The organism is Streptomyces sp. NPDC047081 (assembly GCF_040643775.1).
In the GTDB taxonomy this organism is placed as follows: Bacteria; Actinomycetota; Actinomycetes; order Streptomycetales; family Streptomycetaceae; genus Streptomyces.
The window spans coordinates 112,204-128,540 of sequence record NZ_JBEYUY010000024.1 but is presented as its reverse complement, the minus strand read 5'-3'; the positions used below and the strand labels follow the sequence as shown (position 1 = coordinate 128,540).

General features: G+C 67.6%; 13 protein-coding genes. 4 read left to right on the top strand and 9 right to left on the bottom strand.

Translation table 11 applies throughout. The features are described 5' to 3' along the window. Positions 1–35 precede the first annotated feature (35 nt). From ABZ848_RS35615 to ABZ848_RS35580, 8 genes are all read right to left on the bottom strand, one after another. Positions 36–1,352 (bottom strand): condensation domain-containing protein, encoded by a 1,317-nt coding sequence (locus ABZ848_RS35615; protein WP_360838665.1) that lies wholly within the window; start codon positions 1,350–1,352, stop codon positions 36–38. 15 nt (positions 1,353–1,367) lie between these two features. Further along, positions 1,368–2,093 (bottom strand): LamG-like jellyroll fold domain-containing protein, encoded by a 726-nt coding sequence (locus ABZ848_RS35610; RefSeq protein ID WP_360838663.1) that lies wholly within the window; start codon positions 2,091–2,093, stop codon positions 1,368–1,370. 123 nt (positions 2,094–2,216) lie between these two features. After that, positions 2,217–3,245 carry an alpha/beta hydrolase fold domain-containing protein gene (locus ABZ848_RS35605; RefSeq protein ID WP_360838661.1) on the bottom strand — a complete coding sequence of 343 codons (1,029 nt, stop codon included), beginning with the start codon at positions 3,243–3,245 and terminating at the stop codon, positions 2,217–2,219. After that, positions 3,242–4,141, bottom strand: coding sequence for a TauD/TfdA family dioxygenase (locus tag ABZ848_RS35600; protein WP_360838659.1), 900 nt, complete (start codon positions 4,139–4,141; stop codon positions 3,242–3,244). The genes ABZ848_RS35605 and ABZ848_RS35600 overlap by 4 nt, the downstream gene beginning before the upstream one ends. A gap of 23 nt (positions 4,142–4,164) precedes the next feature. Next, complete coding sequence (locus ABZ848_RS35595; RefSeq protein WP_360838657.1) at positions 4,165–5,520, bottom strand: thymidine phosphorylase; 1,356 nt, start codon at positions 5,518–5,520, stop codon at positions 4,165–4,167. Then, the gene (locus tag ABZ848_RS35590; protein ID WP_360838656.1) at positions 5,517–6,836 is read right to left on the bottom strand and encodes an aminotransferase class III-fold pyridoxal phosphate-dependent enzyme; all 1,320 of its coding nucleotides are present in this window, start codon (positions 6,834–6,836) and stop codon (positions 5,517–5,519) included. Before ABZ848_RS35590 ends, ABZ848_RS35595 begins: the two co-directional genes overlap by 4 nt. Then, positions 6,833–7,573 carry an alpha/beta fold hydrolase gene (locus ABZ848_RS35585; RefSeq protein WP_360838654.1) on the bottom strand — a complete coding sequence of 247 codons (741 nt, stop codon included), beginning with the start codon at positions 7,571–7,573 and terminating at the stop codon, positions 6,833–6,835. Before ABZ848_RS35585 ends, ABZ848_RS35590 begins: the two co-directional genes overlap by 4 nt. Then, entirely contained in the window at positions 7,570–9,420 is a 1,851-nt protein-coding gene (locus ABZ848_RS35580) for a non-ribosomal peptide synthetase (RefSeq protein ID WP_360838652.1), read from the bottom strand. Before ABZ848_RS35580 ends, ABZ848_RS35585 begins: the two co-directional genes overlap by 4 nt. 509 nt (positions 9,421–9,929) lie before the next feature. On the opposite strand from ABZ848_RS35580, the gene ABZ848_RS35575 reads away from it, so the two are divergent. From ABZ848_RS35575 to ABZ848_RS35560, 4 genes are all read left to right on the top strand, one after another. Beyond that, the gene (locus ABZ848_RS35575; RefSeq protein ID WP_360838650.1) at positions 9,930–11,867 is read left to right on the top strand and encodes a prolyl oligopeptidase family serine peptidase; all 1,938 of its coding nucleotides are present in this window, start codon (positions 9,930–9,932) and stop codon (positions 11,865–11,867) included. 109 nt (positions 11,868–11,976) lie between these two features. Continuing rightward, positions 11,977–12,270, top strand: a complete 294-nt coding sequence (locus tag ABZ848_RS35570; RefSeq protein ID WP_360838648.1) for a phosphopantetheine-binding protein — start codon at positions 11,977–11,979, stop codon at positions 12,268–12,270. A 4-nt stretch (positions 12,271–12,274) separates the two neighbouring features. Continuing rightward, the gene (locus ABZ848_RS35565; protein WP_360838646.1) at positions 12,275–13,786 is read left to right on the top strand and encodes an amino acid adenylation domain-containing protein; all 1,512 of its coding nucleotides are present in this window, start codon (positions 12,275–12,277) and stop codon (positions 13,784–13,786) included. Beyond that, positions 13,783–15,102, top strand: coding sequence for a condensation domain-containing protein (locus ABZ848_RS35560; RefSeq protein WP_360838644.1), 1,320 nt, complete (start codon positions 13,783–13,785; stop codon positions 15,100–15,102). Before ABZ848_RS35565 ends, ABZ848_RS35560 begins: the two co-directional genes overlap by 4 nt. Here the strand turns inward: ABZ848_RS35560 and ABZ848_RS35555 are convergent. After that, positions 15,089–16,306 carry an aminotransferase class I/II-fold pyridoxal phosphate-dependent enzyme gene (locus ABZ848_RS35555; protein WP_360838643.1) on the bottom strand — a complete coding sequence of 406 codons (1,218 nt, stop codon included), beginning with the start codon at positions 16,304–16,306 and terminating at the stop codon, positions 15,089–15,091. The two genes, ABZ848_RS35560 and ABZ848_RS35555, sit on opposite strands and share 14 nt — an antisense overlap. Positions 16,307–16,337: the final 31 nt, after the last annotated feature.

The window sequence follows — 16,337 nt, the reverse complement described above, 5'->3', positions numbered from 1 at the left end:
CTGCGCCATGACGGCGGGGAGCCCCGGCTCGGTTCTCAGCTGGTCAGCTGCCCACAGAGATCCACGAGGGTCGAGCACAGCCGGGACATGAACTCCTCGCCCCCGGCCACGTCGAACCGCGTGGGATCGAACTCGCACTCCAGACGACAGGTGTCGTCGTCGTACATCATGGCGACGACCTGGAACGTCCCCATGGACGACTTGTACTCGCTGGACGTCGTTTCGGGCGGCAGCCCGTGGGACGGCTGCTCCCACGGCATGTAGTTAACCAGCCATTGCGCCGGCCGACGCGTGAGCGTGTCGTCGCCAGGCCCGCCGAAGGCCTCCAGCAAGTAGTCCCACGGTGTCGTCTGGTGGGGCACCAAACGCATCCAGGTCTCTCGCGCGTGCCGCACGGCGGTCCGCGGGTCGTTCAGGTCCGGACCGCTCAACCGCACCGGCATGTTGTCGGAGAAGCAGCCCAACGTGTCCAGGTGCGCCATCGGTCGACCGGTCATATTGACGCGGAGGGTGACGTCCGGCTCGGCGCCCATCGCGACGGCCGTGGACGCCACCGCTCCGAGGATGAGCACGAACGGCGTCGTACGGATCCGCGCCGCCGTCCGCTTCAGTCGGGACGCCGGAACCGGTGCCGGTCGCCGCAGGCTCCACACCCGACCGCTCAGCTCACCGTCCGGTGCGATGCAGAAAGGCACCTGGAGAGCCTGGTCGGGGGTGGTGTTCGTCAGACGGCCCGCCCAGAAATCGTGGGAGAGCCCGATCCCTTCGGAGGGATGCGGAAATGCCTCGCGCTGCCATCGCACCCAGTCGTAGTGCGAGCCGGCAGGCACGTCCACGGGCGTCGGCGCCAGCATGAGATCGGTGAACGCCTGCTGGCTCATGCCGTCGGAGATCAGGTGGTCCATGCCAGCCACCAGATACCTGGCCAGCCCGGCCGAGCCGTCCGCGCAGGTGACCAGCGCGGCGTTCCACAGCGGTCCGTTCGAGCAGTCGAAGGCAGTGCGTTCGGACTGGTGGACGAAGGCGTTCAGCTCGTTGCGCGATGCCAGGTCCACCGAACGCAGGGGAAGTTCGATCTCGTCCGCGTAGCGGAGCCTTCCCTCGTCCAGCGACAGGTCGACGATCCGCATGGCGTCCTGTCGCGCTGTGATGCGGTCCAGACGACGGCGGACCTCCTCGTCGGTCAGTTCCTCGTTCAGTGGCAAGGCCATGACGAGGTTCAGCGCTCGCTCGCCGCCGCGCAGGAAGTCCCGGCGCAGCCGGCCCTCTTGCTGCCAGGACAGTGGCCCCTCGCGGCCCGAGGCCGTCGCCCCGCGCGAAAGCTCGGGGCGACGGCCTACGTCGTTCCTCACAGTGAACGGTCCCCGCTACTCGCCCGCGAGCAGGCCGCGCTCGAACAAGCTCGTCGCGTCGGCCTCGGTCAGCACACCGGAGTAGATCCGCACTGGTCCGACCGAACCGGGCCACTGGTCGACGTACTCGTCGCGGAACCAGGCGTGGCCGAGCTGGACGCTCAGGTCGCCGTTCCACTTCGGCCAGTCGGCCGGGAGCTTCTCCTCGCCCCGGTCGGCGTGCGTCGGCACGTAGATACGCGCGGCGCCTGCCTCTAGGTCGTACACGCCCACGACGAACACCCACTGGTCGAGCTCTGCTGACGTGAGTTCCTTGGAGGAATACGCGTGCACCCAGTCCACCGGGCCGTCGTCCGAGCCGTCGATCGGGGCGGCGGTGAAGTTCCAGTGCATGTGGAAGTCACCGGTGCCCTCACCGCCGTACTCGATGTTCCGCACCCCGAGGTAGAACGGGCTGTGGTACGAGCCGCTCTGCGCGACGGCTGTCCAGGCATACCAGTCCGTCGGAAAGCGCAGCTCGGCACCGGTGAGGGCGCTGTCCAGACGCAGCCAGGCGGCCACGCTGAAGCTCTGGTCGGTCACCACAGCACCGTTCTCGCTGGCCAGGCTCAGCGAATTGCCGAAGGAAATGGCTCCCGCCATGCCCTCGGGCCCGCTCACCCAGCGCGGCTCGCTGGTGGCCACGAGGGTGTGACCGTTGCCGGACGAGTCCGCCACACGGCTGCCCGACCCATCGGTCATTTCCCAGAGCCCCTTCAGAACGGGACGGTTTCCTCTGTTCTCGGCGTCGGTCATCGCACTCACTTTCCTGTCGTTCATACGTGCTACTGCCGCCGCGGCAGCAGCCATTCCAGAGAAGAGCGCCTAGCTCTCCTGAGAACTCGGTCGAGCGCGCTCCGCGCGCTCGTCCGCGGCCGCGAACAGCCGCCGCAGCCAGTCCGCCCGTGCGCGCCGGGCCGTGTGGGAGACCCTCGCCTCGGGCACCCACTCGTCGAAGCTGTGGAAGGCCCCTCCCCACACGTGCAGCTCGGCGTCACCGCCTTCGGCGCTGATGCGTGCCGCGTACGCAATGGTCTCGTCGCGCAGTGCCTCGAACGCGCCGACCTCCACGTACGCGGGCGGCAGGTCGGCCACGGAGGCGGCCCGGGCCGGGGCAGCGTAGGGCGACACGTCGGGCCCACCCCTGCGGTCGCCCAGCAGCGCGGTCCAGCCCGTGACGCTCGACGTGGAGTCCCAGATCCCGTGTCCGTCCATCTGGCGGGAGGACCACGAGTCGACCCGGTCGTCGACCATGGGGCAGAGCAGCAGCTGCCCCAGAATCGGCACACCTCCGGAGTCCCGCGCCTTCAGCGCGATGCCAGCGGCCAGAGCGCCTCCGGCGCTGGCCCCGGTGACGACGACGCGGTCCGGGTCGAGCCCAAACCGGGCCGCGTTCCGGATCACCCAGACCAGGCCCGCGTAGCAGTCGTCGACGGGAGTCGGGTCGGGGTGCTCGGGCGCCAGCCGGTAGTCGATGCTCACCACCGCCATGCCCAGTTCCTGAGCCTGGTCGAGTTCGCGGGCGAGCTCGGCACTCCGATTGTGACCGGCGAACATCCCTCCGCCATGAATGCTGTACGCGACGGGCAGCAGCCCGGCCACGCCCGTGGGCCGCGCGATCAGTGCCGCGACCGCGCCCGAGGGATCGCGTTCGAGGAGTTTCTCCGTCGTGATCGTGAAGGCGCCGTCCCGGCTCACCTCAGCGTCGCTCAGCTTCGCCTCGCCGATGCGTTTCCGGTCGGTCAGGATGCGATCGGGGGTGATGGACGACGGACGGCGGCTCAAGATGTCCCGCAGCGGCCCGTCCAGTTCGTCGTCGACCGGCGGGACCCGGAGGTTCTCGACGGCCGTCATGACACCCACGCCGCCTGCGGGTGCCGGACGTGCAGCGTCCGGAACAGGCACCGCCGGTTGCCGGAGGAGTCCTCGTAGGCCGTACGCCCGTGCGAGACCCGTGTGTTGTCGAAGATCACGGCCTGGTTCCCCCGTAGCGTGAGCGTGCGGAAGTACGGCGTTCCCGGCCGGGCCGCCTCGGCGATGGCCGCGAGGCCACGCTCAAGGTCCTCCTGGGACACGTCGTCGACCACCTGGATGGAGTCGGTGTCGGTCATGCAGTAATGACCGACGAGCTGGTCTTCGATCACCGCGTACACGGGACCGGTCTTCGCCTCGTCACTGCCGTTGATGTTGGCGCGCCGCACCAGCACCCGCGGGTTCGCCAAGGCGAGGGCGGCCTGAAGGTCGGTGCGTACCAGCTCGGCGTAGGCCCCCACCGAGTCGAAGAAGGTGTTGACCCCGCCGTGCGCCGCCGGTGTCTGGCAGGACATCAGGGTGGCCTTGATCATCCCCATGGGCTGGAGCGTGCCGTCGACGTGCAGCTCCTGGCCCACGGAGCGGCCGAACGACGGATGCTTCTCCGCCTCGGTTCCGACGTTCGCGCTGGCCGAGATAACCGAGACTCGCGGAGCGACGCGGTTCCCCAGGGTGTACAGCTGCGGGACGAACGGCTCACCCAGGCCGAGCGCCTTGCACGCCAGCAAATGGGTGTCCTGGGTGACCCTCTCGTCGGTGAATTCAATGATCGCGAAGCCATGCGCTCTGTACTGGCGCGCCAGCTCCTCGCCGGGGTTGCCGGACAACTCCGCGGCACCGCGGACCGGCAGCGGCTGGTCCGGCAGGTGGGCGAAAGCCGCCGTGATGCGCGCGGCGACACGTGTCAGATCGGCGATGTACGACTCGGTGTCGTGCATGGTCAAGGCATCTCTCGTCTCGTTCACGGAGCGTCCGCCACGTCGTTCGACCGGATGCGGTCCCGCACCGCGAGGGGTGGTGTGCATTGCTGATCACGGATGACGAAGGCCCGGGCGACCTCGTCGACGGCCTGGCGCGCATCGCCGCCGTTGTGGTGGATCTCTGCCAGCACGGTGCCGGCCGTCACGTGGTCACCGATGCGGTGGTTCACCAGGATCCCCGCCCCGTGATCGAGAGCGGCGTCCGCTGAGATCCGGCCGGCGCCCACGCGCAGCGCGGCTCCCCCGATGCGGCGCGCGGAGACCTCGTGGACCCAGCCCTCGCGGTCGGCACGGACCTCCGTGACGTCGCGCGCGGTCGGCAGGAGTTCCGGGCGTTCCAGGGCGGCTCTGTCCGCGCCCTGAATGCCTGCCCAGCGCAGGAACTGTTCGAGCGCGGCACCGGAGGAAATCGCCTGGGCGATCCGCTCGTCGGCGACCTCGTCCGACACGTCCGGGTGGGCGCTCTGAAGCATGATGCGGGCGAGTAGCGCGCAGGTCTCGGAAACCCCCTTGACGTGCTGTCCTCCGAGCACCGCGAGTGCTTCCTTGACCTCCAGCGCGTTGCCGACCGCTCGGCCCATCGGCTGGGTCATGTCGGTGAGTAGGGCCTCGCACCGGAGGCCGAGGCGCTGACCGAGACCGACCATGGTGCGGGCGAGTTCGGCCGCGTTGTCGTAGTCGGCGATGAGGGCACCGTCACCGTACTTCACGTCGAGGACGACGCAGTCGGCACCCACCGCCAGCTTCTTGCTGATGATGCTGGCGGCGATCAGCGGGATGTTCTCCACCGTCGCCGTCACATCGCGCAGGGAGTACGTGACGGCGTCTCCCGGGGCCAGTTCGTCGCTCTGCCCAGCGATCACCATGCCGGCCTCGGCCGCGATGCTCCGCAGCTCATCGGCGTCCAGCGCGAGCCGAAGGCCGGGAACCGACTCCAGCTTGTCGACCGTCCCGCCTGCGTATCCGAGCCCGCGTCCGCTCAGCTTGACGACGGGCACGCCGCACGCGGCGACCACGGGGGCGACGATCAGGGTGGCCTTGTCTCCCACCCCGCCCGTGCTGTGCTTGTCGACCACCGGACGGGTCAGGTCACCTAGCTGGAGCCGCCTGCCAGTGTCGACGTAGGCGAGGGCCAGCGCGGCCGTCTCGTTCAGGTTCATGCCCGTGCACGCGACGGTCGCCAGCCATGCCGACATCTGGTAGTCGGCGATCCGGCCGTCGATGAAGTCGTGCACCATGCGTCGCACCGATTCCTCGGTCAGCGCCTGTCCGGCACGCTTCGTGCTGATCGCCGCCTGGACGTGGAGCGAGGAATCAGGATCGATGTCTGCGCTCATATGGACAGCTCCGATGCGAGCGACCGGGTCGCGGTGGTGATCCGCTCAGCGATCTCCTTGACCTCGGTGCTCGTGATGGTCAGCGGCGGGCAGAGCAGGACGGAGCCGGCCTGTTGCCGCACCATCAGCCCGTTCTCCTGGCAGCTGACGACCAGAGCGGCCGCGGCGGCCATGTCGGTCATCTCCACCACACCCACCAGGCCGAGCCCGCGCGTGTCCACCACTCCGGGCAGAGAACGCAGCGGCTCGATCAGCTTCAGCAGTTCGCGGCCCCGGTCGTCGGCGTTCTGCACGAGCCCCTGACGTTCCATGACCCCGAGAGTCGCGATCGCGACCGCACTGGAGGTGGCGTGCCCGGCGGTGGTGTGCCCGTACCGCAGACCGCCGATAATCTCGTCGTCGGCGAAGGCCGCGTAGATGTCCTGCCGCGCCGTCACCGCCGAGATGGGCACGTATCCGCCACCCAGGCCCTTGCTCGACACAAGGATGTCCGGTGCAGCGTCCTCGTACTGGAAAGCGAACATCTGCCCGGTGCGACCGTAGCCGGTGAAGATCTCGTCGAGGATGAGTAGAGCACCGCTTCGGTCGCACAGGTCGCGCAGCTCGGTGAGGAAGCCCGGCGGCAGCACGATGCCTCCGCCGACGTTCAGGAACGGCTCGATCACCACCGCGAGAGGGGCGTCGCCAGCGCCAGCGAGGGCCTTGGCGAAGGCGGCCACCAGCGCCTTGGTGGCCTCGGGATGCCTCAGTTCCGCCGCCGGCAGCGGCAGCGTGACCCTGGTGACCTCGATCGGCTGGTGGAACGGGTGGCCGGTCGGCACCAGTCCGCTGAGCGTCCGGGTCAGGACCGTCGAACCATGATATCCCAGCGCGAAGGTGATCACCCGGTTACGGGGGTCACCGGTGATCTGCCGGTAGCACGAAGCGATCATCAGGGCGGCCTCGATGGCCTCCGAACCGCTGTTGAGCAGCAGGGTGCGCGACAGACCCTCGGGCAGGTACCCGGCGATGGCCTCGGCCAGACGGCCGGCGACCGGGTGGTTGGTCGCCGACATGTCGACGCCGTGCAAGGTGCGGAGCTGCTCCGTCGCGGCGGCGATGACCTCTTCGTTGCCGTAACCGACCGTCGAGTTGAGGGAAGAGGCGTCGATGTACTCGCGACCCGCGGTGTCCCAGACCCGTGCGCCCTCACCTCGGGCGATCATCAGTCGGTCGCATTCGACCTCGTTGCGGGACCACGGATGCCATACGTAGTTCGAGTCGCGTACACGCGCCGACGACTCGCTTACGTCTGTGTGGGGTGCGGTGTGGCTCATGCGTCCTGTCCTTCGCTTTGGCCAGCCAAGGCGGCCACGAGGATCTCGTCGGGAGGTGACTCGGAGAGGTAGAAGTGATCGCCCGCGACGGTGCGCTCGGCAAACCCCGAGGGCGCGATCTCCGCCCAGGGACGGATGTCGGCGTTGGCGTCGGCATCGCCGACGACGCAGGTCACCGGGCAGCGCAGCAACGGCTCGGAACTCATCCGGTACGCGTGGAACAGCTTTCCGTCGCCCAAGGCGTAGGGCAGCACGAGTTCCTGGAAGTCGGGGTCCTCGGCGAGCTCGGGGTCGGTGCCGCCGAGCCGGACGAGTTGCTGCATCAGTTCCGCCGGATCCTCCGACGGGGGCGGCAGGGAGCCGGGAAGAGGACCGTTGCGCGATCCGGATGCGAACAGGTGCGCTAGGGAGACATCGGCCGCTTCCAGCGCCCGCGCCGTTTCGAGTGCGACGGCGGCACCCATGCTGTGGCCGAACAGGGCCAACGGCCGGTCAGCAAGCGGTTCGATCGCGGCCGCGATCTCACGGGCCATCTCTACCAGGTCCTCGGCCAGCGGGTCGTCGAAGCGGTGGGCCCTGCCGGGGTAGGCCACGGCGTGCACCTCGGCCTGCGGAAGCCGCGCGCCCCAGGCGGAGTAAAAGGACGCCGATCCGCCTGCGTGCGGCAGGCAGATCAGTCGGACAGCGGCTTCCGGTCGGGGCGTCACGCACCGGAGCCAGTCCTGGGTGACGGTCATATGCGGTCTCCCTCCGACCGCATCCGGCGCCGCGCCTGCCGCCGGACGCGGTCACCGCGGTCAGTCATTCCGGTGCCGCCCCCCTCTAGGAGGACCTTTGCCTGCGCGGTGGCCGTCGTGTGCCGGAAAAGGGACACGACGGTTGCGTGTCGTCCCGTATGGCGTTCAAGCGCGCCCTGCAACTTCATGAGCGTCAGCGAACTTCCGCCGAGATCGAAGAAATTGACGTCCGGCGGAACGCTGTCCACCCCGAGAACCTCTCGCCAGGCCGCGATGACCTGCTCGGTCAGATCCTCGGAATTCTGCGGATACCCCTTCGCCTTCCCCTGCGTCCCGGTTTCCTGGACCGTCCGTTCCAGAAGCGCCAGGTCGACCTTTCCGTTGGTCGTGACGGGGAAGTGAGCGTGAAGGTGAATACGGTCGGGCCGGTACTCCGCGGGTACGACCTCCGCGACGGCCTTTCGTACGGTGGCCTCGTCGGCGCCCTCGTCCACCCGTAGATGCGCGATCAGTGCGGTACGTTCGGCATCGGTGAGCACCGCAGCGTCCGCGACGCCCTCCACGGCGTGCAGAACCAGTTCCACGGCCTCGAGCTGCAAACGCTGGCCGCGCAGTTTCACCTGCCGGTCGATGCGCCCGAGGAAATCCAGCTCGCCTGTCTCGTTCCAGCGTACCAAGTCACCGGTGTGGTAGAGGCGTTCATTCGGCTTACCCCACGGATCCGCGACGAAGGCAGCGTTGGTGGCCGCCGGACGGTTCAGGTATCCGAGCGCCACTCCCGGGCCGGCGATGCACAACTCCCCGGCTTCTCCCTCGCCCACCGGGTTCCGCTGCTCGTCGAGCACGTACACACGAGTGCCGGGCACGGGCTGCCCGATCGTCGAAGGGGCGGGCTCCGAGTACCGGCGGAAGGTCGCCCATACCGTGGCTTCGCTTGGGCCGTATTCGTTCACCAACTCGGCGCCGGGAACGACCTCGAAGTGCCGGTGAATCAGTGAATCGTCCAGCGCTTCGCCAGCCACCGTGACTGTCCGTAGCGAGGCCAGATTTCCCTGGCCGGAGACTGCAGAGTCGATGACCATCCGGTACATCGCGGGAATCATCAGCGTATGACTCACCTCGAAGCGGTCGATCAAAACGGCCAGTTCGGCCGGGTCACGCCGCTGCTGATCGGATGCGACGACGAGGCATCCACCGGAGGTCAGAGTGCCCCAGATGCCCGCCACCGACGAATCGAATGCGAGGGGCGACACCAGAAGGAAACAGGCGACGTCCGGATACACCGCCCGGCGGGCCGACGTCGAGTAGGCGAGCTGACGGTGGCTGACGAGTACGCCCTTGGGCTCGCCGGTACTGCCTGACGTATAGACGACGTATGCGACACCATCGGGATCGGGACTCTTCCATTCCGGCTGACGCCGACTCGCCGCGGCCATGGGGTCGGATACTACGGGCACACCCGAATTCGCCAAATACGGCAGCGCCTTACCCATATCAGACAAGACGGCCACAGCCTCAGAATCCTCGACGATCGCACGGATGCGCGCCTCGGGCTGCGAGGGATCGACGGGAACGTACGCCGCACCAACGGCCATTACGGCGACCACCGACACAATCATCGACGGCGATGGCGGTTGCACCACGACAATACGGTCGCCGGGGCCTACTCCGGTGGCGCTTAGTTCAGCGGCGAGCCTTCCGGAGCGCTCAAGCAGCTCCTCGTAAGTAAGATGCCCCCATTCGCCCGCAACGGCCGAAGAAGCCGGTTGCTGTGCGGCAACTGCCACCAGGATGTCGAGAACCGAGGCTGCGCCAGCGCAGCCCCCCGGAGCCCTACTGTCGGCCATGGCAGTCACACCCCCGTTACGATCCACATTGCCAATGCCAGATCCTAGCGCGCAAGATCCACAGGGCATAGCCGTGATCCTCTCGATCTGAAGCTCTTTCACCGCATGGCCTGTGACGACCCATCAGGACCAGGGAGGAGGATGCGCGTTCGCCGCGATGACGCGAACCAGTGGGCATCAGCGTACTGGTTGAGGTCAAGCTCTACCCTGAAGCCGCAGACTCCGCCACCATCGACAGCATCAACTATGTATACGCACGGGTTACTTCAAAGCTTCACGCGTCAGCTAGCATCCTCAATGAGCGAACATATTGGGGTTTCCGCCCAATTGACCGCCCGACAGATCCTTGGGCTGAATCGAGCGCCTCAACTCGGTGCCCGAGTTGCTGGTTTGACACGAACGCCGCATCCACCGTCCGATGGTCCGCTATGGCAAGCTCGGCTCCCGAAGGGAGTCTTGCTAGCCGCATACGTCCAACAATTATGGTCCAAATGCCATTTGAGGGAAGCATGGAGATCAGTAAGGCACTGCCCTACGGCTCGTGGCCATCACCAGTCAGCCCGCGGGGCGTTGCGGCGGCCTCAGCCTCGCTTGGTGACGGCGCCCAGTACGTACAGGGTCAGCCGTGGTGGGCGGAGAGTCGCCCCGACGAGGGTGGCCGGGTGACGGTCTGCCGCCGGTCACCCGACGGTGCCATCGAAGACCTGCTCGCTCCGCCGTGGGACGTCCGTTCACGAGTCCATGAGTATGGCGGCGGCGCATGGACCGTGGTCGGCAGCACTCTTGTCTTCGTCCAGTACGACGACCAGCGGCTTTACCTCCTCTCCCCGGACGGGTCGCCGGAACCGCTCACCCCGGCCGCCGCTCCGCCGCTCTCGGTGCGCTTCGGTGACCTCTCCGCGAGCCATGACGGATCCCATGTCATCTGTGTGCGGGAAACACACACCTCGGAGGACGTCGTCCGTGACATCGTGGCCGTACCAGTCGACGGCGTCGACGATGTCCGACGCCTGGCCGGAGGCTCCCGGTTTGTCGCCTTCCCCCGCCAATCGCCGGACGGCTCCCGTCTCGTGTGGATTTCCTGGGAACATCCGCAGATGCCGTGGGACGGCACTCACCTGCGGCTCGCCGATCGCGACCACCACGGCCGGTACGGCGAGTCCCGCGTTGTACTCGGGTCGGCGACGGAGTCGGTCCTGCAACCGGAGTGGCTGGACGGTGATTCGCTCGCCGTGATCAGCGATCGATCCGGTTGGTGGAACCTCTATCGGATCACACTCGGTCCTAACGGCCTCGAAGCCCTGCATCCCGGGGAACACGAGGTCGGCGGTCCGCTCTGGAAGCTCCGTCCCCGCTGGTTCGGCGTGCTTCCCGGCAACCGTCTACTCGCCGTTCGCACACAGGGGATCGACAGGCTCTGTCTTATCGACATCGTCACGGGCGCTGTCCGCGACCTTGGACTGCCCGGTCTGGAAACCGTGACACTGGTCGATGTGGAGGCCGACGGAAAGCGGGCCCTGATCGTCGGTGGCGGCGCCCGTCAGCCCCGGGGCCTGCGCCAGGTGGACCTGGAAACGGGTGACGTCTCTCCGGTCCGGCTCCTCACCGAGGGATTCCCATCCGCCGAGTACCTCTCCCCCGCCCAGCCGCGCACGTTCATCGACGAGCAAGGCCGCGAGGTCCATGCCATCGTCTACGGGCCACATCATCCGAAGGTCCACGGGCCGGTTGGCGAGTGTCCTCCGTACGTGGTGATGGCCCACGGTGGTCCGACAGGCCGGTCCACTGTCCTGGGCACCGCGAGCATCGCGTTCTGGACCAGCCGCGGGATCGGCGTTCTCGATGTGAACTACGGTGGTTCCACCGGCTACGGACGTGAGTACCGTGAAAGGCTGCGGGCCATGTGGGGTGTGGTCGACGTGGCCGACACCGCGCTGGCAGCACGGTGTCTCGCCGCCAGCGGCGAAGCGGATCCCCGGCGTCTGGCGGTCCAGGGCCACAGTGCGGGCGGCTGGACGGTGCTCGCCGCTCTCGCCACGACCGACGTGTTCGCGGCGGGAATCTCCTCGTGCGGAGTCACCGACGCCCGGCTGATGGCCGAGCACACGCACGACTTCGAATCACGCTACCTCGACGGCCTCATCGGCCCTCTCCCACAGATGGACAAGCTGTACGAGCAGCGCTCACCGCTTGGAAACGTGGACGGCATGAACGCACCCGTCCTTCTCCTGCAGGGTCTCGACGACCCGATCGTACCCACACCGCTCGCCGAGGCCTTCCGAGCGGAGCTGGGGCGCCACGGCGTGCCACACCAGTACGTCGCGTTCGCAGGTGAGGGCCACGGGTTCCGTCGCGCCGACACGGTGGCCCGATGCCTCGAACTGTCGCTGGTCTTCCTCGGGGACGCGCTTGGGTTCGTCCCCGGAACAGCGGGAAGTCCGGCCTGACCCCCGTTCCGTCCGGGTCGAGCCACGAGAGCTCCTCTCCCGGACGGGACGGTAGTACGCCGCCGCCTGGCGCTCCGTCTCCGCGGCACGACGAAAAGAGAAAACGACCATGCCTGACCTCCGTGACGAACTGACCGACGCCCCATACACGCCCCCCGCCGACGCACTGGAGCAGCAGGTCGCGGAGATTATCGCCTCGGTGCTCGACATCGACAAGGTGGGACGGGAGGACAGCTTCTACGACCTCGGCGGCGGGTCGATGCAGGCGATCCGGATCTGCGCGCGCGCGGAACAGGAGACCGGCCTGAACGTCGACCCCCTCGCACTTCTCGAAAACGACCGACTGGTCGATTTCGTCGCCGAGCTCCGTGGCGCCAACTCGAAGACAGCCGGGGAGAGCTGAAGCAATGTCGACGCGGCTTCCCCTTCACCTGGCCGTCAGCCGTCTCGCCTCGGCGAGCCCCGACGCCACCGCACTGATCCAAAACACCGAGCGCATCTCCTACCGCACGCTCGCCGCGGCGGGCGACAACTACGCACGTCTACTGACCTCATGGGGCGTCCGGCAGGGTGACATCGTCGCGTTGATGCTTCGACGGTCGGCTCAGCTTGTGGCGGTACAGCTCGGGGTCCTCGCGTGCGGGGCCGCTTACACCGGAATCGATCCCCGTTGGCCGGCATCGCGGGTCGCATCGATCCTCGGCCAGCTCGACGCGCCGGTCGTCGTGGGCCGTGCGCCCGGCGACGTCGCGGGCCGACCCATTCGGGTCATAGCCCCAGAGCCCCTCGCGTCCGCCGCTGCGGACCCGGCCCCGTTCGACTCACCCGATGTCGCGCTCGACGATCCCGCGACGGTCTTCTTCACGTCCGGGACCACCGGCGTCTCGAAGGGAGTCGTCACCACGCACCGGGCGGTCACCCGGATGTTCGGGACGAACGCACTGGACGGCTTCGGCCCCGGTCACGTAACCCCTCAGGCGGCACCGCTGCCTTGGGACATGTACGCGTTCGAGCTCTGGGGGCAGCTCACCACCGGCGGCACCTGTGTGATCGTGGCTGAGGACCACCTCATGCCCCGCCGCCTGAGGGCCCTGATCTCGGAGGAGCGGGTCGACACTCTCTGGCTGACGACCTCCTTGTTCAATCTCTTCGTCGACGAGGACATCGACGGCTTGGAGGGCCTGAAGCACCTCTACGTCGGCGGAGAGAAGCAGTCGCCCCCGCACGTGGGCAGGTTCCTCGACCGCTTCCCCGACATCCCCATATGGAACGGGTACGGGCCAGCAGAGAACTGCATGCTGACCACTCTGCACCGGATGGGACCGGCCGACCTGTCGGTGCCAGGAGGCATCCCGCTCGGGCAGGCGGTTCCCGGTACAGGTGTCGTCGTGGTCCGGGACGACGGCAGCCCCGCCGCCACCGAGGAATCCGGCGAGATCCTCGCCACCGGTGCGGGACTGGCGCTCGGGTACGTGAACGACAGCGCCCTGACCCGGACGAAGTTCATCGACATCGAGATCGACGGCGAGTCCCAACGCGCCTACCGCACCGGTGACATGGGGCACTTCGACGCGCGCGGGGTACTGCACTACCGCGACCGCATCGACCGTCAGATCAAGCTGAACGGCAACCGGATCGAACTGGGTGACATCGAGAGCGCCGCCCGGCGCATCGAGGCTGTCCGCGCCTGCGTCGCGGTGGCGATCAGGGGCCGCAACGGCCAGGTCGAGCACATCGCGCTGTACTATAGCATCGACGCGGATCATTGCGGTCTCACCCCTCGCGACGTACGGCGGCAGCTGGGCACGATGCTGCCCTCCTACGCGATCCCCGCCGCGGTGGAGAGGCTTGACGCCCTGCCGATTAGTGCCAACGGCAAGCTCGACGTGCGGGCCTTGAGCGAACGGGGCCGCCGGTGAACACCGAGGCCTTTCCACTCACGTTCGAGGAAGAGTCGATCTGGATCTCAGAGCAGCTTTTCCGGCAGCCATCACCGTATCTGGAAGCCTGGGCCCAGCGGATCGAAGGACCGCTGGACCTCGGGGCACTGTGGCGGGCCTGGAACGCGTTCGTCCAGCGGCACGCGGCGCTGCGTACCCGGTTCCTCCTCGAAGACGGCGGCACAGTACGGCGGTTCGCACCGGACGCGCCCTGCGAGATGGAGCTGGCGCGGTGGCCGGGCGGTGATCTCGAAACGGTGCTGCGCGAGGCCGGGCGCCGTCCGCTGGACCTCACCCGCTCGGCCTATCGCGCCACGCTGTACGAGCGCTCCCCCCTGGACCACGTCCTGCTGGTCCAAGTGCACCACATCATCGTCGACGATGTCTCGCTGTCGATCCTGACCGAGGAACTCGGCACTCTCTACACCGCGCAGGTCACAGGACGTGCCTGCGAGCTTCCTCCGCTCCCTGGTGATCCCGGCGCCTACGCGATCGCCCAGCGAGCCGCCGGCATCGACCCGGAGGCACTGGACTTCTGGGCGGACTACCTCACCGACGTGACGCCGCTGCCGCAGCTTCCGCCGTACCGGCGGCCGCTACCTCCGCGACGGGGCACCGGCAGTGACATGGTGAGCCTGGTGCTGCCGGCGGAGGCGCGCCGGGCGGTGCGGGACACGGCCAGGACACTGCGGACGACGCCTCACGTCGTGTTCGCCACAGCAATGGCCATGACGTTCTCGGCGACGGTGGGGGTCGACGATGTCGTCCTCGGAACGCCTACCTCGCGCCGCGGAGCGGCCGAACTTGACAGAATGTTCGGCTGCCTAACGGATCTCATGCCGCTGCGCGTTCACGTGCCGGAGACAATGTCCTTCACCGATGCCTGCGGAACGACAAAGAAGAACGTCCTCACCACACTCCGGTACCGCCAGACGCCGTACGCGGCTATCAGCAGCAATCTCCGATCCGCTCGCAGTGTGCGCTCCAGCGAGAACCTCGGCCGGGTCGTTCTCGTCGTTGATGACGACCCGGGCGAGCTGACACTCCCCGGACTGCGGTGTGAACGCATCTACGTCGGTGCCGCTTCTCCGAAATTCGACTGGTGCCAGTACGTCGTCGCGTCGGGCGACGAGTACCTGGTGCGTGCCGACTATGCGACCGGCTGCTTCACCCTGGAAGAGGCCCATCAGATGTTGACCCAGTGGGCGACCGTGGTGTGGGCGGTCACCGCCGACACCGACGTGACTCCCGTACAGCTGAGAGAGCGGCTCGGCGTCCGCGCTACGACGCCATGACCTTCAGGGCAATCGCCAGCCGGGCGATGCCCTGACGCAGGTCCGCCTCCTTGGCGCTGAGACTGATCCGCACGCACCGGCGGCCGTGCTCCACGGTCAGCGGCGACGTGGAGCCCGCGAAGAAGTACGAGCCGGGCACCACGAAGGTGTGCTGCTCCTTCATGAGGGCGTACAGACGCAGGTCGTCGAACCACAGCTCGTCGATGTGGAGCCACGAGAACATGCCGCGCGTTCCCTCGTGCAGGAACCAGCGTGTGTGCGGGGGAAAGTGTTCCCGGAACAGCCCGGTGGCCAGGTTCCAGCGCGCCGTGTAGAACGGCTGGATGGTCTCCGCGACCAGCTCACCCAGCTCGTCGCCGCTCTTGAGAGCCTGCGCCACCGCGTACTGGGCGAGCCGAGGGGCGTGGAGGACCGTGTTTCCCAGGAACGCGACCATGTCCTTGATGACCTCGCCCGGTCCGATGGCGATCCCGAGGCGCTCCCCTGGCAGCCCTGCCTTCGAGAAGCTGAAGCAGTTGAGCACGCTCTCGTCCTGAGGCGGAGGCGTGTGGGTGACCGCGATTCCGGGGAACGGCTCTCCGTAGGCGTTGTCCACGATGGTCAGCGCGTTCTGCCCGCCGGCGACCTTGACGATCGCGTCGAGTTCCGCCTGGGTCAGCGAGCGTCCCGTGGGGTTACTCGGATTCGACACGAGGAAGACGCCGACGCCTTTTGTCTGCTCCACCGCCGACCTGTCCAGCTCGTAGCGGAACCGATGGGCACCGGTGTAGACAACGTCGCTGGGTATGCCCACCAGGCTCTTGTGCAGACTCGAGGCCTCGTAACCGGTGTAGTCCGGCAGCGCCGGCAGGACCAGGGACCGTTCACCGGCCACAGACTGCCCCGTGTAGAGCGCTCCAGCGATGAAGCACAGCATCTGGCTGCCCGGGCCGACCAGGACGTTGGAGGTGTCGATGGACCAACCGAGACGCCGGTTGAAGTACTCCACGACCGCGTCCAGGAGCACCGGCAGCCCTCGGGACGGGCCATAGCTGCAGCTGAGCCCTTCGAAATCGGCGTCCAGTGCCTGCCGTACGTGCCGCTGCCAGAAGGTGGTCACCTCGGGGAGGGGCGCGGGATTGCCGATGCCGAGGTTCAGCCAGCCATGAGATGACTGACTCGTCAGCGCCGCGATGTCGTCCATGATGATGCGCAGTCCCGACATCGAACACATCTTGTCCCCGATGGATGACCTC

Bases quoted from the DNA above. Each gene is read 5' to 3' on its own strand.
- ABZ848_RS35590 (WP_360838656.1), bottom strand. From the start codon at position 6,836: ATGAGCCACACCGCACCCCACACAGACGTAAGCGAGTCGTCGGCGCGT.
- ABZ848_RS35565 (WP_360838646.1), top strand. From the start codon at position 12,275: ATGTCGACGCGGCTTCCCCTTCACCTGGCCGTCAGCCGTCTCGCCTCG.
- ABZ848_RS35610 (WP_360838663.1), bottom strand. From the start codon at position 2,093: ATGACCGATGGGTCGGGCAGCCGTGTGGCGGACTCGTCCGGCAACGGT.
- ABZ848_RS35570 (WP_360838648.1), top strand. From the start codon at position 11,977: ATGCCTGACCTCCGTGACGAACTGACCGACGCCCCATACACGCCCCCC.
- ABZ848_RS35575 (WP_360838650.1), top strand. From the start codon at position 9,930: ATGGAGATCAGTAAGGCACTGCCCTACGGCTCGTGGCCATCACCAGTC.
- ABZ848_RS35585 (WP_360838654.1), bottom strand. From the start codon at position 7,573: ATGACCGTCACCCAGGACTGGCTCCGGTGCGTGACGCCCCGACCGGAA.
- ABZ848_RS35595 (WP_360838657.1), bottom strand. From the start codon at position 5,520: ATGAGCGCAGACATCGATCCTGATTCCTCGCTCCACGTCCAGGCGGCG.
- ABZ848_RS35600 (WP_360838659.1), bottom strand. From the start codon at position 4,141: ATGCACGACACCGAGTCGTACATCGCCGATCTGACACGTGTCGCCGCG.
- ABZ848_RS35605 (WP_360838661.1), bottom strand. From the start codon at position 3,245: ATGACGGCCGTCGAGAACCTCCGGGTCCCGCCGGTCGACGACGAACTG.
- ABZ848_RS35580 (WP_360838652.1), bottom strand. From the start codon at position 9,420: ATGGCCGACAGTAGGGCTCCGGGGGGCTGCGCTGGCGCAGCCTCGGTT.
- ABZ848_RS35555 (WP_360838643.1), bottom strand. From the start codon at position 16,306: ATGTCGGGACTGCGCATCATCATGGACGACATCGCGGCGCTGACGAGT.